Annotated in this window: 12 protein-coding genes and 1 pseudogene; 7 read left to right on the top strand and 6 right to left on the bottom strand. The window is 74.1% G+C overall.

Features of this window, described 5'->3' with window-relative positions; translation table 11 throughout:
- Window positions 1–432: 432 nt before the first annotated feature.
- Window positions 433–1,608, top strand: coding sequence for a PP2C family protein-serine/threonine phosphatase (locus tag ACZ3IG_RS25100; RefSeq protein WP_467434804.1), 1,176 nt, complete (start codon window positions 433–435; stop codon window positions 1,606–1,608).
- A 53-nt stretch (window positions 1,609–1,661) separates the two neighbouring features.
- On the opposite strand, the gene ACZ3IG_RS25095 is transcribed toward ACZ3IG_RS25100, so the two are convergent.
- From ACZ3IG_RS25095 to ACZ3IG_RS25070, 6 genes and pseudogenes are all read right to left on the bottom strand, one after another.
- A complete protein-coding gene (locus ACZ3IG_RS25095) occupies window positions 1,662–2,111 on the bottom strand; it encodes an ATP-binding protein (protein WP_467434803.1) in 450 nt (149 codons plus the stop codon).
- 177 nt (window positions 2,112–2,288) lie between these two features.
- A complete protein-coding gene (gene helR, locus ACZ3IG_RS25090; protein WP_467434801.1) occupies window positions 2,289–4,457 on the bottom strand; it encodes an RNA polymerase recycling motor ATPase HelR in 2,169 nt (722 codons plus the stop codon).
- 148 nt (window positions 4,458–4,605) lie between these two features.
- Entirely contained in the window at window positions 4,606–5,784 is a 1,179-nt protein-coding gene (locus tag ACZ3IG_RS25085) for a glycosyltransferase (RefSeq protein WP_467434800.1), read from the bottom strand.
- 285 nt (window positions 5,785–6,069) lie between these two features.
- Window positions 6,070–7,533, bottom strand: a complete 1,464-nt coding sequence (locus ACZ3IG_RS25080) for a 4-hydroxyphenylacetate 3-hydroxylase family protein (RefSeq protein WP_467434799.1) — start codon at window positions 7,531–7,533, stop codon at window positions 6,070–6,072.
- A gap of 268 nt (window positions 7,534–7,801) precedes the next feature.
- Window positions 7,802–8,296: pseudogene (locus ACZ3IG_RS25075) on the bottom strand (MFS transporter); the annotation flags it as partial.
- An 83-nt stretch (window positions 8,297–8,379) separates the two neighbouring features.
- Complete coding sequence (locus ACZ3IG_RS25070) at window positions 8,380–9,165, bottom strand: hypothetical protein (RefSeq protein ID WP_467434797.1); 786 nt, start codon at window positions 9,163–9,165, stop codon at window positions 8,380–8,382.
- A gap of 249 nt (window positions 9,166–9,414) precedes the next feature.
- On the opposite strand from ACZ3IG_RS25070, the gene ACZ3IG_RS25065 reads away from it, so the two are divergent.
- From ACZ3IG_RS25065 to ACZ3IG_RS25040, 6 genes are all read left to right on the top strand, one after another.
- Window positions 9,415–9,540, top strand: coding sequence for a lasso RiPP family leader peptide-containing protein (locus tag ACZ3IG_RS25065; protein WP_467434796.1), 126 nt, complete (start codon window positions 9,415–9,417; stop codon window positions 9,538–9,540).
- A 116-nt stretch (window positions 9,541–9,656) separates the two neighbouring features.
- Window positions 9,657–11,486 carry an asparagine synthase-related protein gene (locus ACZ3IG_RS25060; RefSeq protein ID WP_467434795.1) on the top strand — a complete coding sequence of 610 codons (1,830 nt, stop codon included), beginning with the start codon at window positions 9,657–9,659 and terminating at the stop codon, window positions 11,484–11,486.
- On the top strand, window positions 11,483–11,740 hold the full coding sequence (locus ACZ3IG_RS25055; protein WP_467434793.1) for a lasso peptide biosynthesis PqqD family chaperone: 258 nt from the start codon (window positions 11,483–11,485) through the stop codon (window positions 11,738–11,740). Before ACZ3IG_RS25060 ends, ACZ3IG_RS25055 begins: the two co-directional genes overlap by 4 nt.
- The gene (locus ACZ3IG_RS25050) at window positions 11,737–12,171 is read left to right on the top strand and encodes a lasso peptide biosynthesis B2 protein (RefSeq protein WP_467434792.1); all 435 of its coding nucleotides are present in this window, start codon (window positions 11,737–11,739) and stop codon (window positions 12,169–12,171) included. The genes ACZ3IG_RS25055 and ACZ3IG_RS25050 overlap by 4 nt, the downstream gene beginning before the upstream one ends.
- A complete protein-coding gene (locus ACZ3IG_RS25045) occupies window positions 12,168–13,241 on the top strand; it encodes an LLM class flavin-dependent oxidoreductase (RefSeq protein WP_467434791.1) in 1,074 nt (357 codons plus the stop codon). The genes ACZ3IG_RS25050 and ACZ3IG_RS25045 overlap by 4 nt, the downstream gene beginning before the upstream one ends.
- A 9-nt stretch (window positions 13,242–13,250) precedes the next feature.
- Window positions 13,251–15,044, top strand: coding sequence for an ABC transporter ATP-binding protein (locus tag ACZ3IG_RS25040; protein ID WP_467434789.1), 1,794 nt, complete (start codon window positions 13,251–13,253; stop codon window positions 15,042–15,044).
- Window positions 15,045–15,178: the final 134 nt, after the last annotated feature.

The raw sequence follows: 15,178 nt of genomic DNA, 5'->3' as shown, positions 1-15,178 counted from the left end.
GCAAAGCGCGGACCCACACATCGCCGCCGGGGCCCTCGCCGGGCACCAGGCCGGTCGCCCACTGGGCGAAGGCGGCGGCCGAGGTGACCGGGCGGGTGACGTCAGCGGACGGGCGGACCGTGGCGTTTGTGGCGCGGTGCGCGCCGGTCGGTGTTCTGATGGACCAGGAGAAGGGCGAGCAGCAGCGGCCCCGCGGTGCACAGCGTGAAGAGCATGAGTCACCTCTCGCTCGGCTGACCTGACTGAGGAGTACCCGCGTTCCCCGTGCGCCATGGGTGCGAACCCGGCTGTCACTCTCCCGTGTTTCCGTCTCCGCACACCCGCACGACCGCGCTCGACGCGGGATCTTCCGGGCATGTGCGGGCCGTGACCGGGCAGATGAACCCTCCGTGATGGCAGGACATCACATCACGACCGTGGAGGGAGCGGACCATGGACGGCAACACCTTGGAGCTGGGAGACCTGCTCGCCGACGCCGAGGATGCCTCGCCTGTGGAATCGGTCGACGTCGTGGCGCGCAACCTCCAGAAGCGGTTCGCGGCGGCCAGCGTCTCTTTCCTCTTCCTGGATCTGATCGAGGAGGAACTGGTACGGATCACCACCGCCGACGGCGTGCTGGACGGGCACGGGGCGACGCACATCGCGCTGCGCGGCAGCGTCTACGAGCAGGTGCTGCGGTCGCAGCGCCGACGCGTCGAACCGGACGGTGACGGAAGCCACCGGGTGATCTCACCGGTCACGAACCGCGGGGACTGCGTGGGGGTCCTGGAGGTGACCCTTCCGCACGACGACCCGTCGGTCCTGCGCAAGGTCGACCAGGCGGCCCACGCCCTGGCCTACATCATCGTCACCGACCGGCGCTTCACCGACCTCTACCACTGGGGCCGGCGCACCACACCGACCAGTCTGGCCGCCGAGATCCAGCACCAGTTGCTGCCGTCCGCCTCGGCCTGCGAGGCCGCGCAGTTCTCCATCGCCGGCGGTCTGGTACCGGCCGACGACATCGGGGGCGACACCTACGACTTCGCGTTGGACCGGGACGTGCTGCATCTGTCCATCACCGACGCGATGGGCCACGACACCGACTCGGCGCTGCTGGCCACCCTGCTCCTCGGGGCACTGCGCGGCGCCCGCCGCACCGGATGCGGCATCGCGGAACAGGCCAGACGCGCGCACCATGCCCTGCTCCACCACAACCGGGGCCTGGCCACGGGTCAGTTGCTGTGCGTCCAGCTCAGCACCGGCGCCGTCCAGCTGGTCAACGCCGGCCATCCGCGCCCCCTGCTGCTGCGTGACGGCACCGTACGGGAGCTGATGCTCACCGCGAACCTGCCCTTCGGTGTCGCCTCCCCCGTGCCCCACCAGGTTCAGTACCTGGAACTGCGCCCCGGCGACCGGCTGGTCCTGCTCACCGACGGCATGCAGGAGCGCGGCGCGTCCGGGGTCGATCTGCCCGCCCTGCTCCGCGACTCCCGCGCCCTCCACCCCAGGGAGGTGGTCCGCACCCTGGTCGGCGCCGTCCAGGACGCCTGCCGGGGCCGGCTGCGGGACGACGCCACCGTCCTGTGCCTGGACTGGTACGGCGACCGGAGTCCGCGGCTCCCGTAGTGGGGCGGGACCGGTCCCGCCCGCCGATGTCCTCGCCGCAGCGGTGGGCGCGCTCAGCGCAGCGCGATGCGGGCCGTGACCCGTTTGCCGGTCGGCTCACGCCGGACGTCGAGGTGCTGGCTCAGCGCCGCGACGATCTCCAGGCCGTGCTGGCCCACCCGGCCGGGGTCGGCCGGCCGCGGTACCGGCAGGGCCGTCTCGCCGTCCCGCACGGTCACCGACATCATGCCGTCGGCGACGGACAGGGACAGCCGCACCGGGCCCGACCCGTACTTGACCGCGTTGGTGACCAGTTCGCTGACCACCAGCTGCGCCGCCTCCACGACCCGGTCCGGCCACGGCTCGGCCCGCTCGTCCCGTGACGCGGCCAGGTACCGGACCGCGACACGACGCGCGTCCGCGACGCGGAACGCGCCGGGCTCGAACGTCACCGACAGCCCGCGCGCACCGCCCCCGGACGACGTCCCCGCGCCGGTCACGCCGTCCGTTCCGTCTTCACCCATTCCGCCACCGCCGTCCGACTCCCCCGTGGAACGCGGGACACCGCCGTCGTCCCGCGCGACCAGAACACTTGTCGGACCTACGATAGTTCCCGCCGCGTTCCGGCACGCTCCGCCGACCCGCTCGTCCGGCTACGGACGACCGGTCCCGTGCACCGGCCGTCGCGTCGCCCGCCGAGGTCAGGGACTGGTGAGGACGACGAGTTGCCGGGTCGCGCGGGTCATCGCGACGTAACGGTCGACGGCTCCTTCGACGCCTTCGCCGAACCGGTCCGGGTCGACGAGGACGACCAGGTCGAATTCGAGTCCCTTCGCCAGTTCGGGGGTGAGCGAGCGGACGCGGGACGTCGCCCGGAACGCGGGGTCGCCGATCACACAGGCGGTTCCCTCGTCGTGTGCGGCGAGCCAGGTGCCGAGGACCGTCTCCAGGTCCGCGGTGGCGCCGTGGACGACGGGGACGCCGCCGCTGCGGACGGAGGTGGGCACGTTGGCGTCCGGGAGGGCGGCCCGGATGACCGGCTCGGCCTCCGCCATGATCTCCTCCGGCGTCCGGTAGTTGATGTTCAGGGAGGCCAGGCCGATGCGGTCGAGGCCGACCCGTTCGAGCCGTTCCCGCCATGACTCGGTGAACCCGTGCCGCGCCTGGGCGCGGTCCCCGACGACGGTGAAGCTGCGCGAGGGGCAGCGGACCAGCAGCATCTGCCACTCCGCGTCGGTCAGTTCCTGGGCCTCGTCGACGACGACGTGGGCGAACGGACCGGCCAGCAAGTCCGGTTCGACGGTGGCCAGTTCGCTCTCGTCGACCAGGCTGACCCGGGCGTCCTGGCCGCGCAGCATCCGTACCAGGCCCTCTCCGTCGTCACCGTCGGCGCCGGAGTCCGCCACCGCCGCGACCAGGTTGTCGACGACCCGGTCCATGCGGTCGCGCTGGGCGGCCAGGGCGGCCTGGTCCCGGCGCCTTCGCCGGGCCGCCTCCGGGTCGCCGAGCCGCTGCCGCGCCGCGTCCAGCAGCGGCAGGTCGGACACGGTCCAGGCGGCCGGGTCAGCGCGCTGGAGCCTGCGTACGTCGTCCCGGTCGAGCCAGGGCGCGCACAGCCGCAGGTAGGCGGGGACCGACCAGAGGTCACCGACCAGGTCGGCCGCTTCGAGCAGCGGCCAGGCGCGGTCGAAGGCGGTGCGCAGTTCCCGGTTCCGGTTGAGCGACCTGCGCAGCAGTTCCTCCGGGGCGTCCCCGTCGTGCTTGTCGGTCAGGATGGTGAGCAGTTCCTCCCAGACCTGGTCGCGGGCCTCGTTGTGCGGGGTGCCGGGGGCCGCCGCCTCGAAGGCCGCGGCCCATTCGTCGGCGCTCAGCCAGATGTCGGACCAGGGGGTGGTGACCGTCATGCCCTCGGCGGGCGGCTCCTCGTAGAACCGGACGGCCTTCTCGATCGCCTTCACCAGGTCGGCGGACGACTTGAGCCGGGCCACCTCCGGGTCGGCCTCCACGCCCGCTCCGGCTCCCTCGGCGACGAGGTCGCGCAGGACACAGGTCTGCACGCCCTCCTCCCCGAGGCTGGGCAGGACGTCGGAGACGTAGGCGAGGTAGGGCCGGTGCGGGCCGACGAACAGGACACCGCCCCTGCGGTGCCCCAGACGCGGGTCGGAGTAGACGAGGTAGGCGGCACGGTGCAGCGCGACGACGGTCTTGCCGGTGCCCGGACCGCCGTCCACGACGAGGGTGCCGCGGGAGCCCGCGCGGATGACGGCGTCCTGGTCGGCCTGGATGGTGCCGAGGACGTCCCGCATCCGTGCCGTCCTGGTGGAGCCGAGGCTGGCGATGAAGGCGGACTGGTCGTCGAGCGCGGCGTGTCCGGCCAGCCCGTCCGGGGTGAACACCTCGTCCCAGTAGTCGCTGATCCGGCCGTCGGTCCAGCGGTACCGGCGGCGGCTCGCCAGCCCCATCGGACGGGCGTGGGTGGCGCCGAAGAACGGCTCGGCGGCGGGGGAACGCCAGTCGACCAGCAGCCGGCGCCCCGTGCTGTCGGTGAGGCCGAGCCGTCCGATGTACACCGGCTCGGGGCTGTCCGCGCCGACCATGCGTCCGAGGCACAGGTCGAGGCCGAAGCGGCGCAGGGCGCGCAGCCGCGCGGTCAGCCGGTGGATCTCCGCGTCCCGGTCCATCGCGTGCCGGCCCAGGCCGCCGGGGGCCCTGCGGGCGGCGGCGAGACGGTCGGACAGCTCGGCGATCGACTCCTCCAGGCACGCCGCCAGGGCCGCGAAGTGCCGCTCGTCCTCGGCGATCAGCGCCGGGCCGGCCTTGGCCGAGAGCCGGTCGGGGAGGTCGAACGCGCTGGTGGTCAGGGGTTTCACGGTTTGTCTCAGCTCCGATGTGTGGGTCGCTCGCGACCAAGGCGCGTTGCGGGGGCCGGGCTCGGGTCCGGGCTCGGGTCCGGGTCCGGGCTGGGGTCCGGGTCCGGGGACGGTCCGGGGACGGGTGTCCTCCGTTCCGTCGTGGGTTTCATGTTCGCGCTGATCCGCGCGGTTTCGAAGCGTCGGCCAGGCCGAGCAGCAGCTTGGCCGCCACCGTCGCCCCGTCGGTGCGCACCGTGGCGGCCACGGCACGTGCCCGCGCCGCGGTTCCGGGCGCCAGGGCCGTCCCGAGGGCGTCGGTCAGGGAGGCGACGGTGGGGGTCGGGCCGTCATGCGCGGCGCCGATGCCGAGGCCGGCGACCCGGTCCGCCCAGTAGGGCTGGTCCACGGCCTGGGGTACCACCACCTGGGGCGTGCCGGCCCGGGCCGCGGTGGTCGTGGTGCCCGCGCCGCCGTGGTGCACGACGGCGGCCACCCGGCCGAAGAGCGCCCGGTGGTCGGCCTCGCCGACGAGGAAGCAGTCGTCCCGGTCGTCGGACCGGGTCAGGCCGGCCCAGCCACCGCCCAGCACCACCCGGCGTCCGTGGGCGCGGACCGCCTCGACCGCCACCCGGGCGGCGTCCGGCGCCGTGTGCAGGGGCATGCTGCCGAAACCCACGTACACCGGTGGCGCGCCGGCCTCCAGGAACGCCGTCAACGCGGCCGGGAGCGGGCGGACGCCGGGGGCGATCCAGGCGCCGGTCTGTACGACGCCGAGGTCCTCGGTCCCCTGCCACGGGTCCAGGACCGGGTCGGTCGCCAGCCACGGCCGGTCGCCGATGACGTAGTCACGGACGCCCCGCACCGGGGGCAGTCCGTGGGAGACCCGGCTCGTGTCGAGCGCCTCCCCGAACAGGACGTCGATGCTCTCGGCGTCCAGCTCCCACAGCTTCCGGTGGTCGGACACCTCCGGCGGGAGAGGCCGGCCGGGGTACGCCAGCGGCCGGCGCAGCGGGGACGGCAGGGTCAGTTGCTGGAAGGTCACGGACACGGAGCGGATGCCGAGTTTCTCGGCCACCGACAGCGCGCCGGCCGCGGCCGGCACCACGCCGGTCGCCACCAGCACGTCGCAGCCCTCGGCGGCCTCGGTGACCACCTCGAACTGGGCGGCGATCAACGCCGCCGCGCGCTCGGGCAGGGACGACGGCGCCGGCGCGGCCTTCGTCAGCGCGCGCGCCGACGGGCCGACCGGTACCAGCGGCACACCGGCACCGGCCAGCCGCCGCGCGAAGTCCTCGTCCGGCGGCGCGCACACCAGCGCCTCGGCGCCGAGGTCCCGCAACGCCATGGCCAGCCCCACCAAGGGTTCGACGTCCCCCCGCGACCCATACGTCGACAACAACACACGCACTCGGCGGCTCCCGTTTTGGCTGGTCCTGGGCTCAGGCCGGTCATTCTGCGGCACGACGGGGGCCTTGCCGCAAGGCCCCCCGTGCGCTATACGTTGAGAGTGGCGGGGAGTGGGTACGTCCCCCGCCGTCCCCTTCCCCCCGCCGTTCCCCCTCGGGCGTTCCGAGCCGCGTCGTGCGCGTACGGCACCGGCGGCCGGGCCGGTGCCGTACGGCGGTGTTCGTCAGTCCCGCTCCGGGCCCCGTACGCGGTCGGACAGTCCGGCGGCGTCCCGGACCAGGTCCAGCGGGCCGCTCCAGTCGAAGGCGTGGTAGACGGCGGCCAGTTGGGCGAAGGGCGGGCCCTGCGCGAAGAGCTGGAAGGTGAGGCGGTGCCCGGCGTAGTCGGAGTTGAGCAGGTCGCGGGCGAAGGCGAGGAGCTTGCGCCGGTCGTCGGCCACCCAGTTCTCGTCGATCGAGTAGAACTTCTCCAGCCAGCGGCCCGCCTCGGGGTCGGCGAAGCTCGCCGAGTCCGGGGTGACGCAGATCTGGCCGCCGCACAGCTCACGGGCGAGGTGTGTCATCTGCGGCAGTTGGGAGCAGGCCAGCACCCGGCCGGTGTGCAGCAGGGACTGGTCCGGCATGAACAGTCCGCCGGGTGACGTCGTGCCCATCGCGATCGCCGCGGTGAGGTGGGCGTTGACGCTCTCGCGGTAGCAGGCCAGCTGGGCCAGTTTCTCCCGCACCGCCGGGCGGCGTTCCAGCCCGGTCTGCCGTACGTTCCACAGCGCGGCGCCGATCATGAGGTCGGCCAGGCGCAGGGCGCGGTGGGTGAAGGGCAGCGCCGAGTAGCGGTGCAGGGTGGTGCGGAGCAGGGCGGCCGCCTTGGTGTGCCGGTGGAACAGCACGTCCTCCCAGGGGATCTCGACGTCGTCGAAGACCACCAGGGTGTCGATCTCGTCGACGCGGTGGGACAGGGGGTAGTCCTCGGGCTTGCCGCGGCCGGCGAACCCGGTGCGGCAGAGGAACTTCAGGCCCTTGGTGTTCATGTCGACGATGAACCCGACGGCGTACTCCGACAGTTCGGTGCCGCCCCAGTCGGCGACGGCCGGTTTGACGAACGCCTGGTTCGCGTAGGCCGCCGCGGTCTCGTACTTGGCGCCGCGCACGACGATGCCGCTGTCGGTCTCGCGGACCACCCGCAGCAGCAGGTCGGGGTCCTGGTCCTGGGGGCGTTTGGACCGGTCGCCCTTGGGGTCGGTGTCGGCCGAGACATGGAACAGGTCCTCGGTCACCGAACGGGCGACATGGCGCCGGATGTTCCCGGAGAACCGCGGGTCCAGTTCGTCGAGGACCCGCTGTCCGTCGAGGAGCGACCACATCTCGCCGACCGTCTCGTCGCCGACCCGGGTGACGACGCCGCGCGCCTCGTCCAGCACGGTGTCGACGGCGGCGCGCTTGTCGTGCCAGTCCCGCTGGGTGAGCGGCGGCCTGCAGGCGACGCTGTGGCGCTCGCCGGTCTCCGGATCGGCGTAGGACATGACGTCCTGGGTGGCGGCCTCGTGGGCGAGGTCGTGGATACGGGCGCGGATGCCGACGATCGGGGCGAACTGGGGATGTGCGGTGACGTCTTTGACGCGTTCGCCGTCGATCCAGATCTGCCGGTCGGAAGAGAGGGATTCCTTGTACTGCTGGCCGGTACGGATCATGCGGGGCCTCCTCGGTCGCGGGGCCGGGAGCTGGGAACCGGCGGTCGGGTTCCCGCCCTCCGGCTGCGGCGGACTCGCGGAGGGCATGCCCGGTCCGGCCGGGCCGTGAACGGAGCGGGGCGGTGTGCGGGGCCGGTGCGGCCGCGCGGAGCGGGTGCGGGGCCGTGCGACGCGTGCGTCGGGCAGCCGGCTCACGCCTTCGGCGGGGCCCCGTTTCCCGCTGCCGGGCCCGGCGGGCGCCCGGTGAGCACCGGGCGCCCGTGCCGGTTCAGGCGCGGGTCGGCGCCTTCTCGGCCGGGGTCTGCTCGTCCACGGCCTCACCGCTGTCCGTGCGCAGGGCGGGGATCAGGCACGCCACGGCGGCCGACACCAGCGCGACACCGCAGCCGATCAGCAGCCCCGTACGGAAGCCGTCCTCCGAGGCGAGCGAACAGCCGCCCAGGGTGACGGTCATCTGGGCCAGGACGACGCCGATCACCGCCGAGCCGATCGTCGTGCCGAGCGAGCGCATCAGGGCGTTGAAGCCGTTGGCCGCCGCCGTCTCGGAGAGCGGGACCGCGCTCATGATCAGCGCGGGCATGGCACCGTGGGCCAGGGCGACCCCGCTGTCGATCACGATGCCGGCGACCATCAGACCCCAGGCGGTCCCCATCAGCGGGAGGGCGAGGCCGTACCCGACGGCTATCACCAGCGCGCCGAGGATCAGGGCGGGCTTGGGGCCGCGGGAGTTGATGAGTTTGCCGCCCAGCGGGGAGACGATCATCGGCCGGACCAGGCGACGGGGCCGGGCTACGGGGCCGGGCGGGCGGGCCGGCGGGCTCCGGCCGGTACGCCCGCCCCTTCGCGTCATCGGTGATGGAACGCCAGCAGATCCGCGTCGGTCCGCCGCGGGCCGCGCGGCAGCCAGGACGCGGCCACCCGTGCCACCGTCGTCCGGGGCAGCGGAGGGTTGACGGTCCGGGTGTCCGGCTTCGCCACCAACTGCAGCGCCCACGCGAACCCGTTGACGGGAATCATCGCGGTCCAGAACCGTCGGTCGACGTCCAGCAGGACGCTCGCGTACTGGTAGGCGTGCCAGGTGTGGTAGGCGAGCGGCGGGTCCCCGTTCATGGTGTGCACTTCCGACTCCTGCGGCGCCCTGCGCGGATCGAACAGCACCCCTTGGGCGAAGTACGACATCGCGTCGAGAATGCCGTCGGGACGCCGGCCGTAATACCTGTCGAAGACCTCGACCTGAGCGCGGGAAATCACCCGGAGCGGTTCGCGCACCGGTTCGAGAAAGGCGGCGTACGTCTCCGGATATCCGGGTTCCCTCCCGGTTCTCACCCACGCGTCGCGGACACCGGTCAACGCGTTCCCGCCGAGGTAGCGGGCCATTTCCGCATAGGCTTCCCGCAGCCGCGGCGACTGCTGGAAATAGGTCGCCTCGTCGAACTGGTACCAGAACTCGTTCGCCAGCCGGTCGCCGAGCATGCCCGGCACCTCGGGGAGGACGGGGCCGCCCCGGCGTCCGACGGCGGCCCGCGCCGGGGAGCGGGAAGCCGCCGTCCCCAGCGCCAGGGCGCCGGCGACGCCCAGGGCGCCGCGCAGCACTCGTCTCCTGCCGTACCGGGTCCCCCGAACGGAATGCATCCGGATCCGTCCCTCCCGCCGTCCTCGGTGAGCCGGCCCCTGCGAGCCGTCCGGCCAGTTTTCAGGCTCGCTCATCGCGCTGTCCATGTACCAGGACAGAGAGGGGACTTCACCGGGACGTTCCGCTCGGGCGCCCGGGACCGGCACGTCCCTACATTTGCACCCACCTGCCCGGCATGAATTGCGAACGGGGGCAGCACTGCGGCATTCCGCCGGCAGTGAACGCGAATGCGAGGGGAGGTGAACGACATGAGCGAGAACACCGTGTACGAGCCGCCCGCCCTGGTCGAGGTCGGAGGCTTCAGGGAACTCACCCTGGACACGGGCGTCTGGGGCTGGGACGCCATCGACCTGTGCTGGTGGCTGGGCTGCTGAGCCCACCGTGCCGGCTCCCCGACCAGCCCATGGTGACCATGTGGCAGGGGGGAGCCGGCACGTGCGCCGCTCGTCGATGTCGGACCGGCTCGCTCCGGTGGACCAGTGGAGGACTCATGCGGTTTCTCGTTCTGCCCGACCACCGGCTGGGCGCGGTCGCCGCCGGTGTGCCGCCGCGCCACCGGGAACCGGACGGCACACTCACCCACGCCTCCGGGCGTCCCTGGGTCGTCGGTTCCTGGGGGGACGACGAGATCCTGACCGCCTCCGCCGGCACCCGCCGCGTCGCCCTCCTCGGCTGCTTCGCGGCGACCCCCGAGGAGCTCGCGCGCGTGGTCGAACGCTGTGCGACCCTCGACCGGCTCGGCGACGCCCTGCGGGCGATCCCGGGCAGTTACCACACGCTGGCCTCCTTCGCCGGTGAGACGCGCGCTCAGGGCTCCCTCTCGGGCGTCCGCGAGATCTTCCACACCACCGTCGACGGCCTCACCCTGGCGGCCGACCGGCCGGACACCCTGGCGGCCCTCACGGGCGGCGAGGTCGACGAGACCACGGTCGTCTGCCATCTCCTGGCACAGCCGCCCTGGCCGCTGACCGGCCGCACGGCATGGCGCTCGGTGTCCTGCCTGCCGCCCGGCCACTGGCTCCGGGTGCGTCGCGACGGCAGCCACCACACGGTCCGCTGGTGGTCCCCTCCCCCGGCCGACCAGCCGATCGGGCGCAGCGCCCGGCAGGTGCTGACCGCGCTGCGGGGCGCGGTCGCCGCGCGGACGCGGTCCGGGGCCGTCGGCTGCGACCTGTCCGGCGGCCTGGACTCCACCAGCCTGGCCCTGCTCACCGCAGGGGACGAGCGCTGCCGGAGGCTGGTGACCGTGCGCAAGGACGCCGTGGACCCCGCCAACGACGACGCCTGGTGGGCACGGCAGGCGGCCGGGTACCTGCCGGACGCCGAATCCCTCGTGCTGCCCTGGTCGCAGGTGCCGCACTCGTTCGCCGGCCGCCCCGTCCCCGAGGACGACCTGGAGGCGCCGTACGCCTGGTGGCGGACGACGGCGGCGATGACCTACGTGGCCGAACGGCTGGCCGCCCGTGACGTGTCCGTCCACCTGACGGGCCACGGCGGCGACGAACTCTTCCACACCGCGCCGTCCTTCTTCCACGCCCTGGCCCGCCGCGCGCCGCTGCGGTCCCTCACCGACCTGCGGGTGGCCCGCAGCATGTACCGCTGGCCGCTCGGCGCGCTGGTGCGCAACCTGCTGCGCGACCCGTCGTACGGCCAGTGGCTGCACGCGGCGTCACAGTCCCTCACCACGCCCATCCGGGGACCCCGCGAACCGCTGACCGGCTGGGGCCATCACCCGCGGCTGCCGTTCTGGGTGACCGCCCCGGCGGCCGACGTCTGCCGCCGGCTGCTCCGGGACGCGGCGGAGCGGGGGGCCGAGCCCCACTCCCCCGATCCCGCGCAGCACGAGGTCGTCCAGGCCGTACGCCGCTGCGGGACGAGCGTCCGTCTGACCGACCGTCTCACCTCCCGCTCCGGCGTCTCGTACCACGCCCCGTACCTCGACGACCAGGTGCTTCAGGCGGCGCTCACCCTGCGGCTCACCGACCGCACCCGTCCGGGGCTGACCAAGCCGCTGCTGACGGCCGCGCTGCGCGGCACCGTCCCCGATCCGGTCCTGGAGCGCACCACGAAGGGCGAGTTCAGCGCCGACGTGTACGCCGGTGTACGGCGTCACCGGCGGGAACTGCTGGAGCTCGGCGAGGACATGCGGCTGGCCCGGCTGGGCCTGGTGGACCCGGTCGCGGTCCGCTCCGTGCTCCTCGCCCCGCACCCCACCCCCCGGAGTTTCATCCCGATGGTCTCCACGCTGGCCTGCGAGTCGTGGCTGCGCTCGGTCGAGGCGGCACGGGAGCGGACCGGTGCCGCGAAGGGAACCCGATGAGCTATTCACTCGCCCCCGATGTGACCGCGGCCGAGACCGACGACGGCATGGTGCTGCTGCACGAGTCCACCGGCCGCTACTGGATGCTCAACCGCACCGGTGCCACCGTCGTCCGGCTGCTGCGGGACGGCCTCGGCCCACCGGAGATCGTCGAGGAGATCGCCGCGTCCTTCCCCGGACAGCGGGAACGGGTGGCGGCGGACGTCGACGCGCTGATGGCACACCTGCTCGGGGCCCGGCTGGTGACGGCATGACCTTTCCCGTCGTACCCGAGGCACGGGCCCCGCTCTCCCGGGGTGACGCGCTGCTCGCCCGGCTCGCCGTGACGGCGGCCTGGCTGCTGATCCGGCTGTCGCCCGGCCGGCTGCGCCGGGTGCTGCGCGCCGTCGCCCGCGGCGCCCGTCCCTGCGCCGAGGCACAGGCCCTGCGCAGCCGCCGGGCGGTGGTGTCGGTCAGCCGCACCTGCGCCGGGCAGGGGTGTCTGCAGCGTTCGGTGGCCACCGTGCTGCTGTGCCGGGTGCGGGGGCAGTGGCCGGACTGGTGCACCGGTGTGCGCACCGAGCCGTTCCGCGCGCACGCCTGGGTGGAGGTGGACGGCCGTCCCGTCGGCGAGGGCGGGGGCGTCGAGTTGTTCCGCCCGCTGCAGCGCGTGTCCGTGCCCGCGGCGGACCGGGCGGAACGATGACGGCGGACGACGGCGTGCGGTTCGGCGTCCTGCTGACCACCGACCGGTACCCGGGCCGGACGGACTCCGAGGTGCTCGCCCGTACGGTGGCGGTGGCCAGGGGCGCCGACGCGCTCGGTCTGGACGACGTGTGGCTGACCGAGCACCACTTCCTCGACTCCGCCGTCAACCCGTCGGCGCTGGCCCTCGCGGCGTACCTGCTGGGCCGGACGGAGCGCGTCCACGTCGGCACGGCGGTGACCGTACTGCCCCTGCACTCCCCGGTGCACACGGCCGAGCAGGCGGCGCTGCTCGACCAGGTGTCGGACGGCCGGTTCGTCCTCGGGGTGGGGCGCGGCGTCCCGGGCGTCGAGTACGAGGTGCTGGGCGGCGGGATCGGTGACTGGCGGGCCGGGCTGGGCCCGCCGCTGGACCGCCTGCTCGACGCGCTGCGCGGCGAGGTGCCCACGGGCCTCGCGGCACCCGCCCCGCCGTCGGTGCGGCCGCTGCCCGCGGCGCGCACCTCACCGCACCCGCCGGTGTACGTGGCGGCCGGCTCCCCCGCCTCGATCGAACTGGCCGCCGACCGGGGGCTGCCGCTGATGCTGTTCTTCGACAAGAGCGCCGAGGCGAAGGCGGAGATGGTGGCCCTCCACGCCCGGCGGGTCCGCGCCACCGGTGCGGGCGAGCCCGTGGGCGGGCACGCGTTCGCCGTGTTCACCCGGGTGACCGGCTCCCCTCGGGAGGCCGAGCGGCTGATGCGGGACCGGGCCCGGTTCATCCTCGCGCTCAACCAGCACCGAGGTCTGCCGCCCGACCCGTCGCTGCCGGCCGCCCCGCCGGTGACCGAGGAGCACGTCGCGACGCTGGCGGGCCGGATCCTCGCCCACCACCCGGTCGGGCCGGTGGAGACCTGCGTGGAGCGGCTGACGCACCACATCGGCGTCTCCGGCTGCACCCGCGTCATGTGCCAGGTGGAGGGAGCGGAGGGGACGGACGAGACCCTGGCCCAGCTGGAGCGGCTCGCGACGCGGGTCTTCCCGGCGGTACGGCGCCGCGTCGGCTCCCGCCCGGCCCCGGCCGCCCGCTGAGAGCCCGCCGTGCCCGCCCGGCCGCCCGCCGCCCCACCGCTCCCCGCCGCCTCCCTGACGCTGCGCACCACCGGCCGCGTCCTGCTGCGGTACGCCCGCGGTCAGCTGCCGCGGATCGTCTGCGGCGGGCTGCTGGGTCTCGCCGGTACGGCGGCCATGCTGGTGCAGCCGCTCGCGGCCAAGGAGCTGATCGACGGTCTCGGCGACCGGCGGCCCGTCACCGGCGCCCTGACCTCCCTGTCGGTGCTCGTCGTGCTCGGCGCCGTGCTGCGGGCGCTCGGCCAGTACGTCCTGGCGCGCGCCGCCGAGACGGTGGTGCGCGGCGCCCGGCGCGGGATCACGAGCAGGCTGCTGCGTCTGAGGATCACCGAACTCGACCGGCTGGAACCCGGTGACCTCCTGTCGCGGGTCTCCTCGGACACGACGCTGCTGCGGCAGGTCACCACCCAGTCACTGGTCTCGGCCGTCACCAGCACGCTCGCCCTGACGGGGGTCACCGTGACGATGGGGCTGCTCGACCCGGTACTGCTCGGCGTGACCGCCGGTGTCATCGCGCTCACCTGCGCGGTGCTGGCCGTCACCATGCCCCGGATCGCGCGGGCCACCGCGCGGGCCCAGGCCGCGGTGGGTGAGATGGGCGCCGTACTGGAACGGGCCCTGGGCGCCCTGCGGACGGTGAAGGCGTCCGGGGCCGAGGACCGGGAGACGGCCGCGGTGCACCGGACCGCCGACGAGGCCTGGCGCAGCGGTGTCCGGGCGGCCGGCTGGCAGGCGCTGATGGGCACCTCGGCGGGCCTGTCCGTGCAGCTGTCGTTCCTGTGCGTACTGGGTGTGGGCGGCGCCCGGGTGGCGTCGGGGACCGTCGAGGTCTCGGTGCTGGTGGCCTTCCTGATGCTGCTCTTCTACCTGACGCAGCCGGTGTCCGAGCTGGTCCAGGCGACCACCCAGTTCCACGTGGGGGCGGCGGCGGTGGCCCGGCTGCGGGAGATCGACCTCCTGGAGACCGACACCGTCCCGGAGGCCCGGCCAGAGAGCCGCGCCGTGAGCGCGGGCGGGCGGGACGGTCCCCCGGCCACCGTCACCTTCGAGAAGGTCTCCTTCCGCTACCGGCCCGAACTGCCCGACGTGCACCGGGCGGTGGACTTCACCGCGCCCGGCGGCCGGATGACCGCCCTGGTCGGCCCGTCCGGGGCGGGGAAGTCCACCGTGTTCGCCCTGCTGGAACGGTTCTACGAGCCGGCCTCCGGCCGGGTGCTGATAGACGGCCGGGACGTACGCGACATCCCCCTGGCAGACCTGCGGGCCGGCATCGGCTACATCGAGCAGGACGCGCCCGTGCTCTCCGGCACGCTGCGGGAGAACCTGCTGTTCGCCGCACCGGACGCCACCGAGGAGCAGATCGGCGAGGTGCTCGTCCGCACCCGTCTCGACGCGTTCGCGCGCGCCCTGCCCCAGGGGCTCGACACACCGGTAGGCCACCGGGGCACGCGGCTGTCCGGCGGCGAACGCCAACGGGTGGCCATCGCCCGGGCGCTGCTGCGCCGGCCCCGGCTGCTGCTGCTGGACGAGGCCACGTCCCAGCTCGACGCCGCCAACGAACGCGCCCTGCGCGACGTGGTCGTGGAGGTGGCGCGCGAGACGACGGTCGTGGTCATCGCGCACCGGCTGTCCACCGTGACCACGGCCGACCGCATCGTCGTGATGGAGGCCGGCCGGGTACGGGCGACCGGCACCCATGAGGAACTGCTCGCCGGGGACGCCCTGTACCGTGCCCTGGCGGCCGGCCAGCTGCTGGTGCCCTGAGGCGCGGAGGGGACGCCCGCGGTTCCGGTGGGGCGGGAGCCGGCGGAGGCAGGAGGTCCCGCATGTACGCGGGAACGATCACTGCGCGGCCAGGCCTGCCGAGGTGCGCGTCCGCCGGTCCGGCGGCGGCTGCG

It is taken from the genome of Streptomyces sp. NPDC016677 (assembly GCF_055562815.1).
This window is presented reverse-complemented; position numbering and strand designations above follow the sequence as displayed.

Excerpts from the sequence above, each read along its gene's own strand:
- ACZ3IG_RS25085 (WP_467434800.1), bottom strand. The coding sequence starts at position 5,784 with ATGGCGTTGCGGGACCTCGGCGCCGAGGCGCTGGTGTGCGCGCCGCCG.
- ACZ3IG_RS25095 (WP_467434803.1), bottom strand. The coding sequence starts at position 2,111 with ATGGGTGAAGACGGAACGGACGGCGTGACCGGCGCGGGGACGTCGTCC.
- ACZ3IG_RS25045 (WP_467434791.1), top strand. The coding sequence starts at position 12,168 with ATGACGGCGGACGACGGCGTGCGGTTCGGCGTCCTGCTGACCACCGAC.
- ACZ3IG_RS25060 (WP_467434795.1), top strand. The coding sequence starts at position 9,657 with ATGCGGTTTCTCGTTCTGCCCGACCACCGGCTGGGCGCGGTCGCCGCC.
- ACZ3IG_RS25055 (WP_467434793.1), top strand. The coding sequence starts at position 11,483 with ATGAGCTATTCACTCGCCCCCGATGTGACCGCGGCCGAGACCGACGAC.
- ACZ3IG_RS25065 (WP_467434796.1), top strand. The coding sequence starts at position 9,415 with ATGAGCGAGAACACCGTGTACGAGCCGCCCGCCCTGGTCGAGGTCGGA.
- ACZ3IG_RS25080 (WP_467434799.1), bottom strand. The coding sequence starts at position 7,533 with ATGATCCGTACCGGCCAGCAGTACAAGGAATCCCTCTCTTCCGACCGG.
- ACZ3IG_RS25050 (WP_467434792.1), top strand. The coding sequence starts at position 11,737 with ATGACCTTTCCCGTCGTACCCGAGGCACGGGCCCCGCTCTCCCGGGGT.
- ACZ3IG_RS25100 (WP_467434804.1), top strand. The coding sequence starts at position 433 with ATGGACGGCAACACCTTGGAGCTGGGAGACCTGCTCGCCGACGCCGAG.
- ACZ3IG_RS25070 (WP_467434797.1), bottom strand. The coding sequence starts at position 9,165 with ATGCATTCCGTTCGGGGGACCCGGTACGGCAGGAGACGAGTGCTGCGC.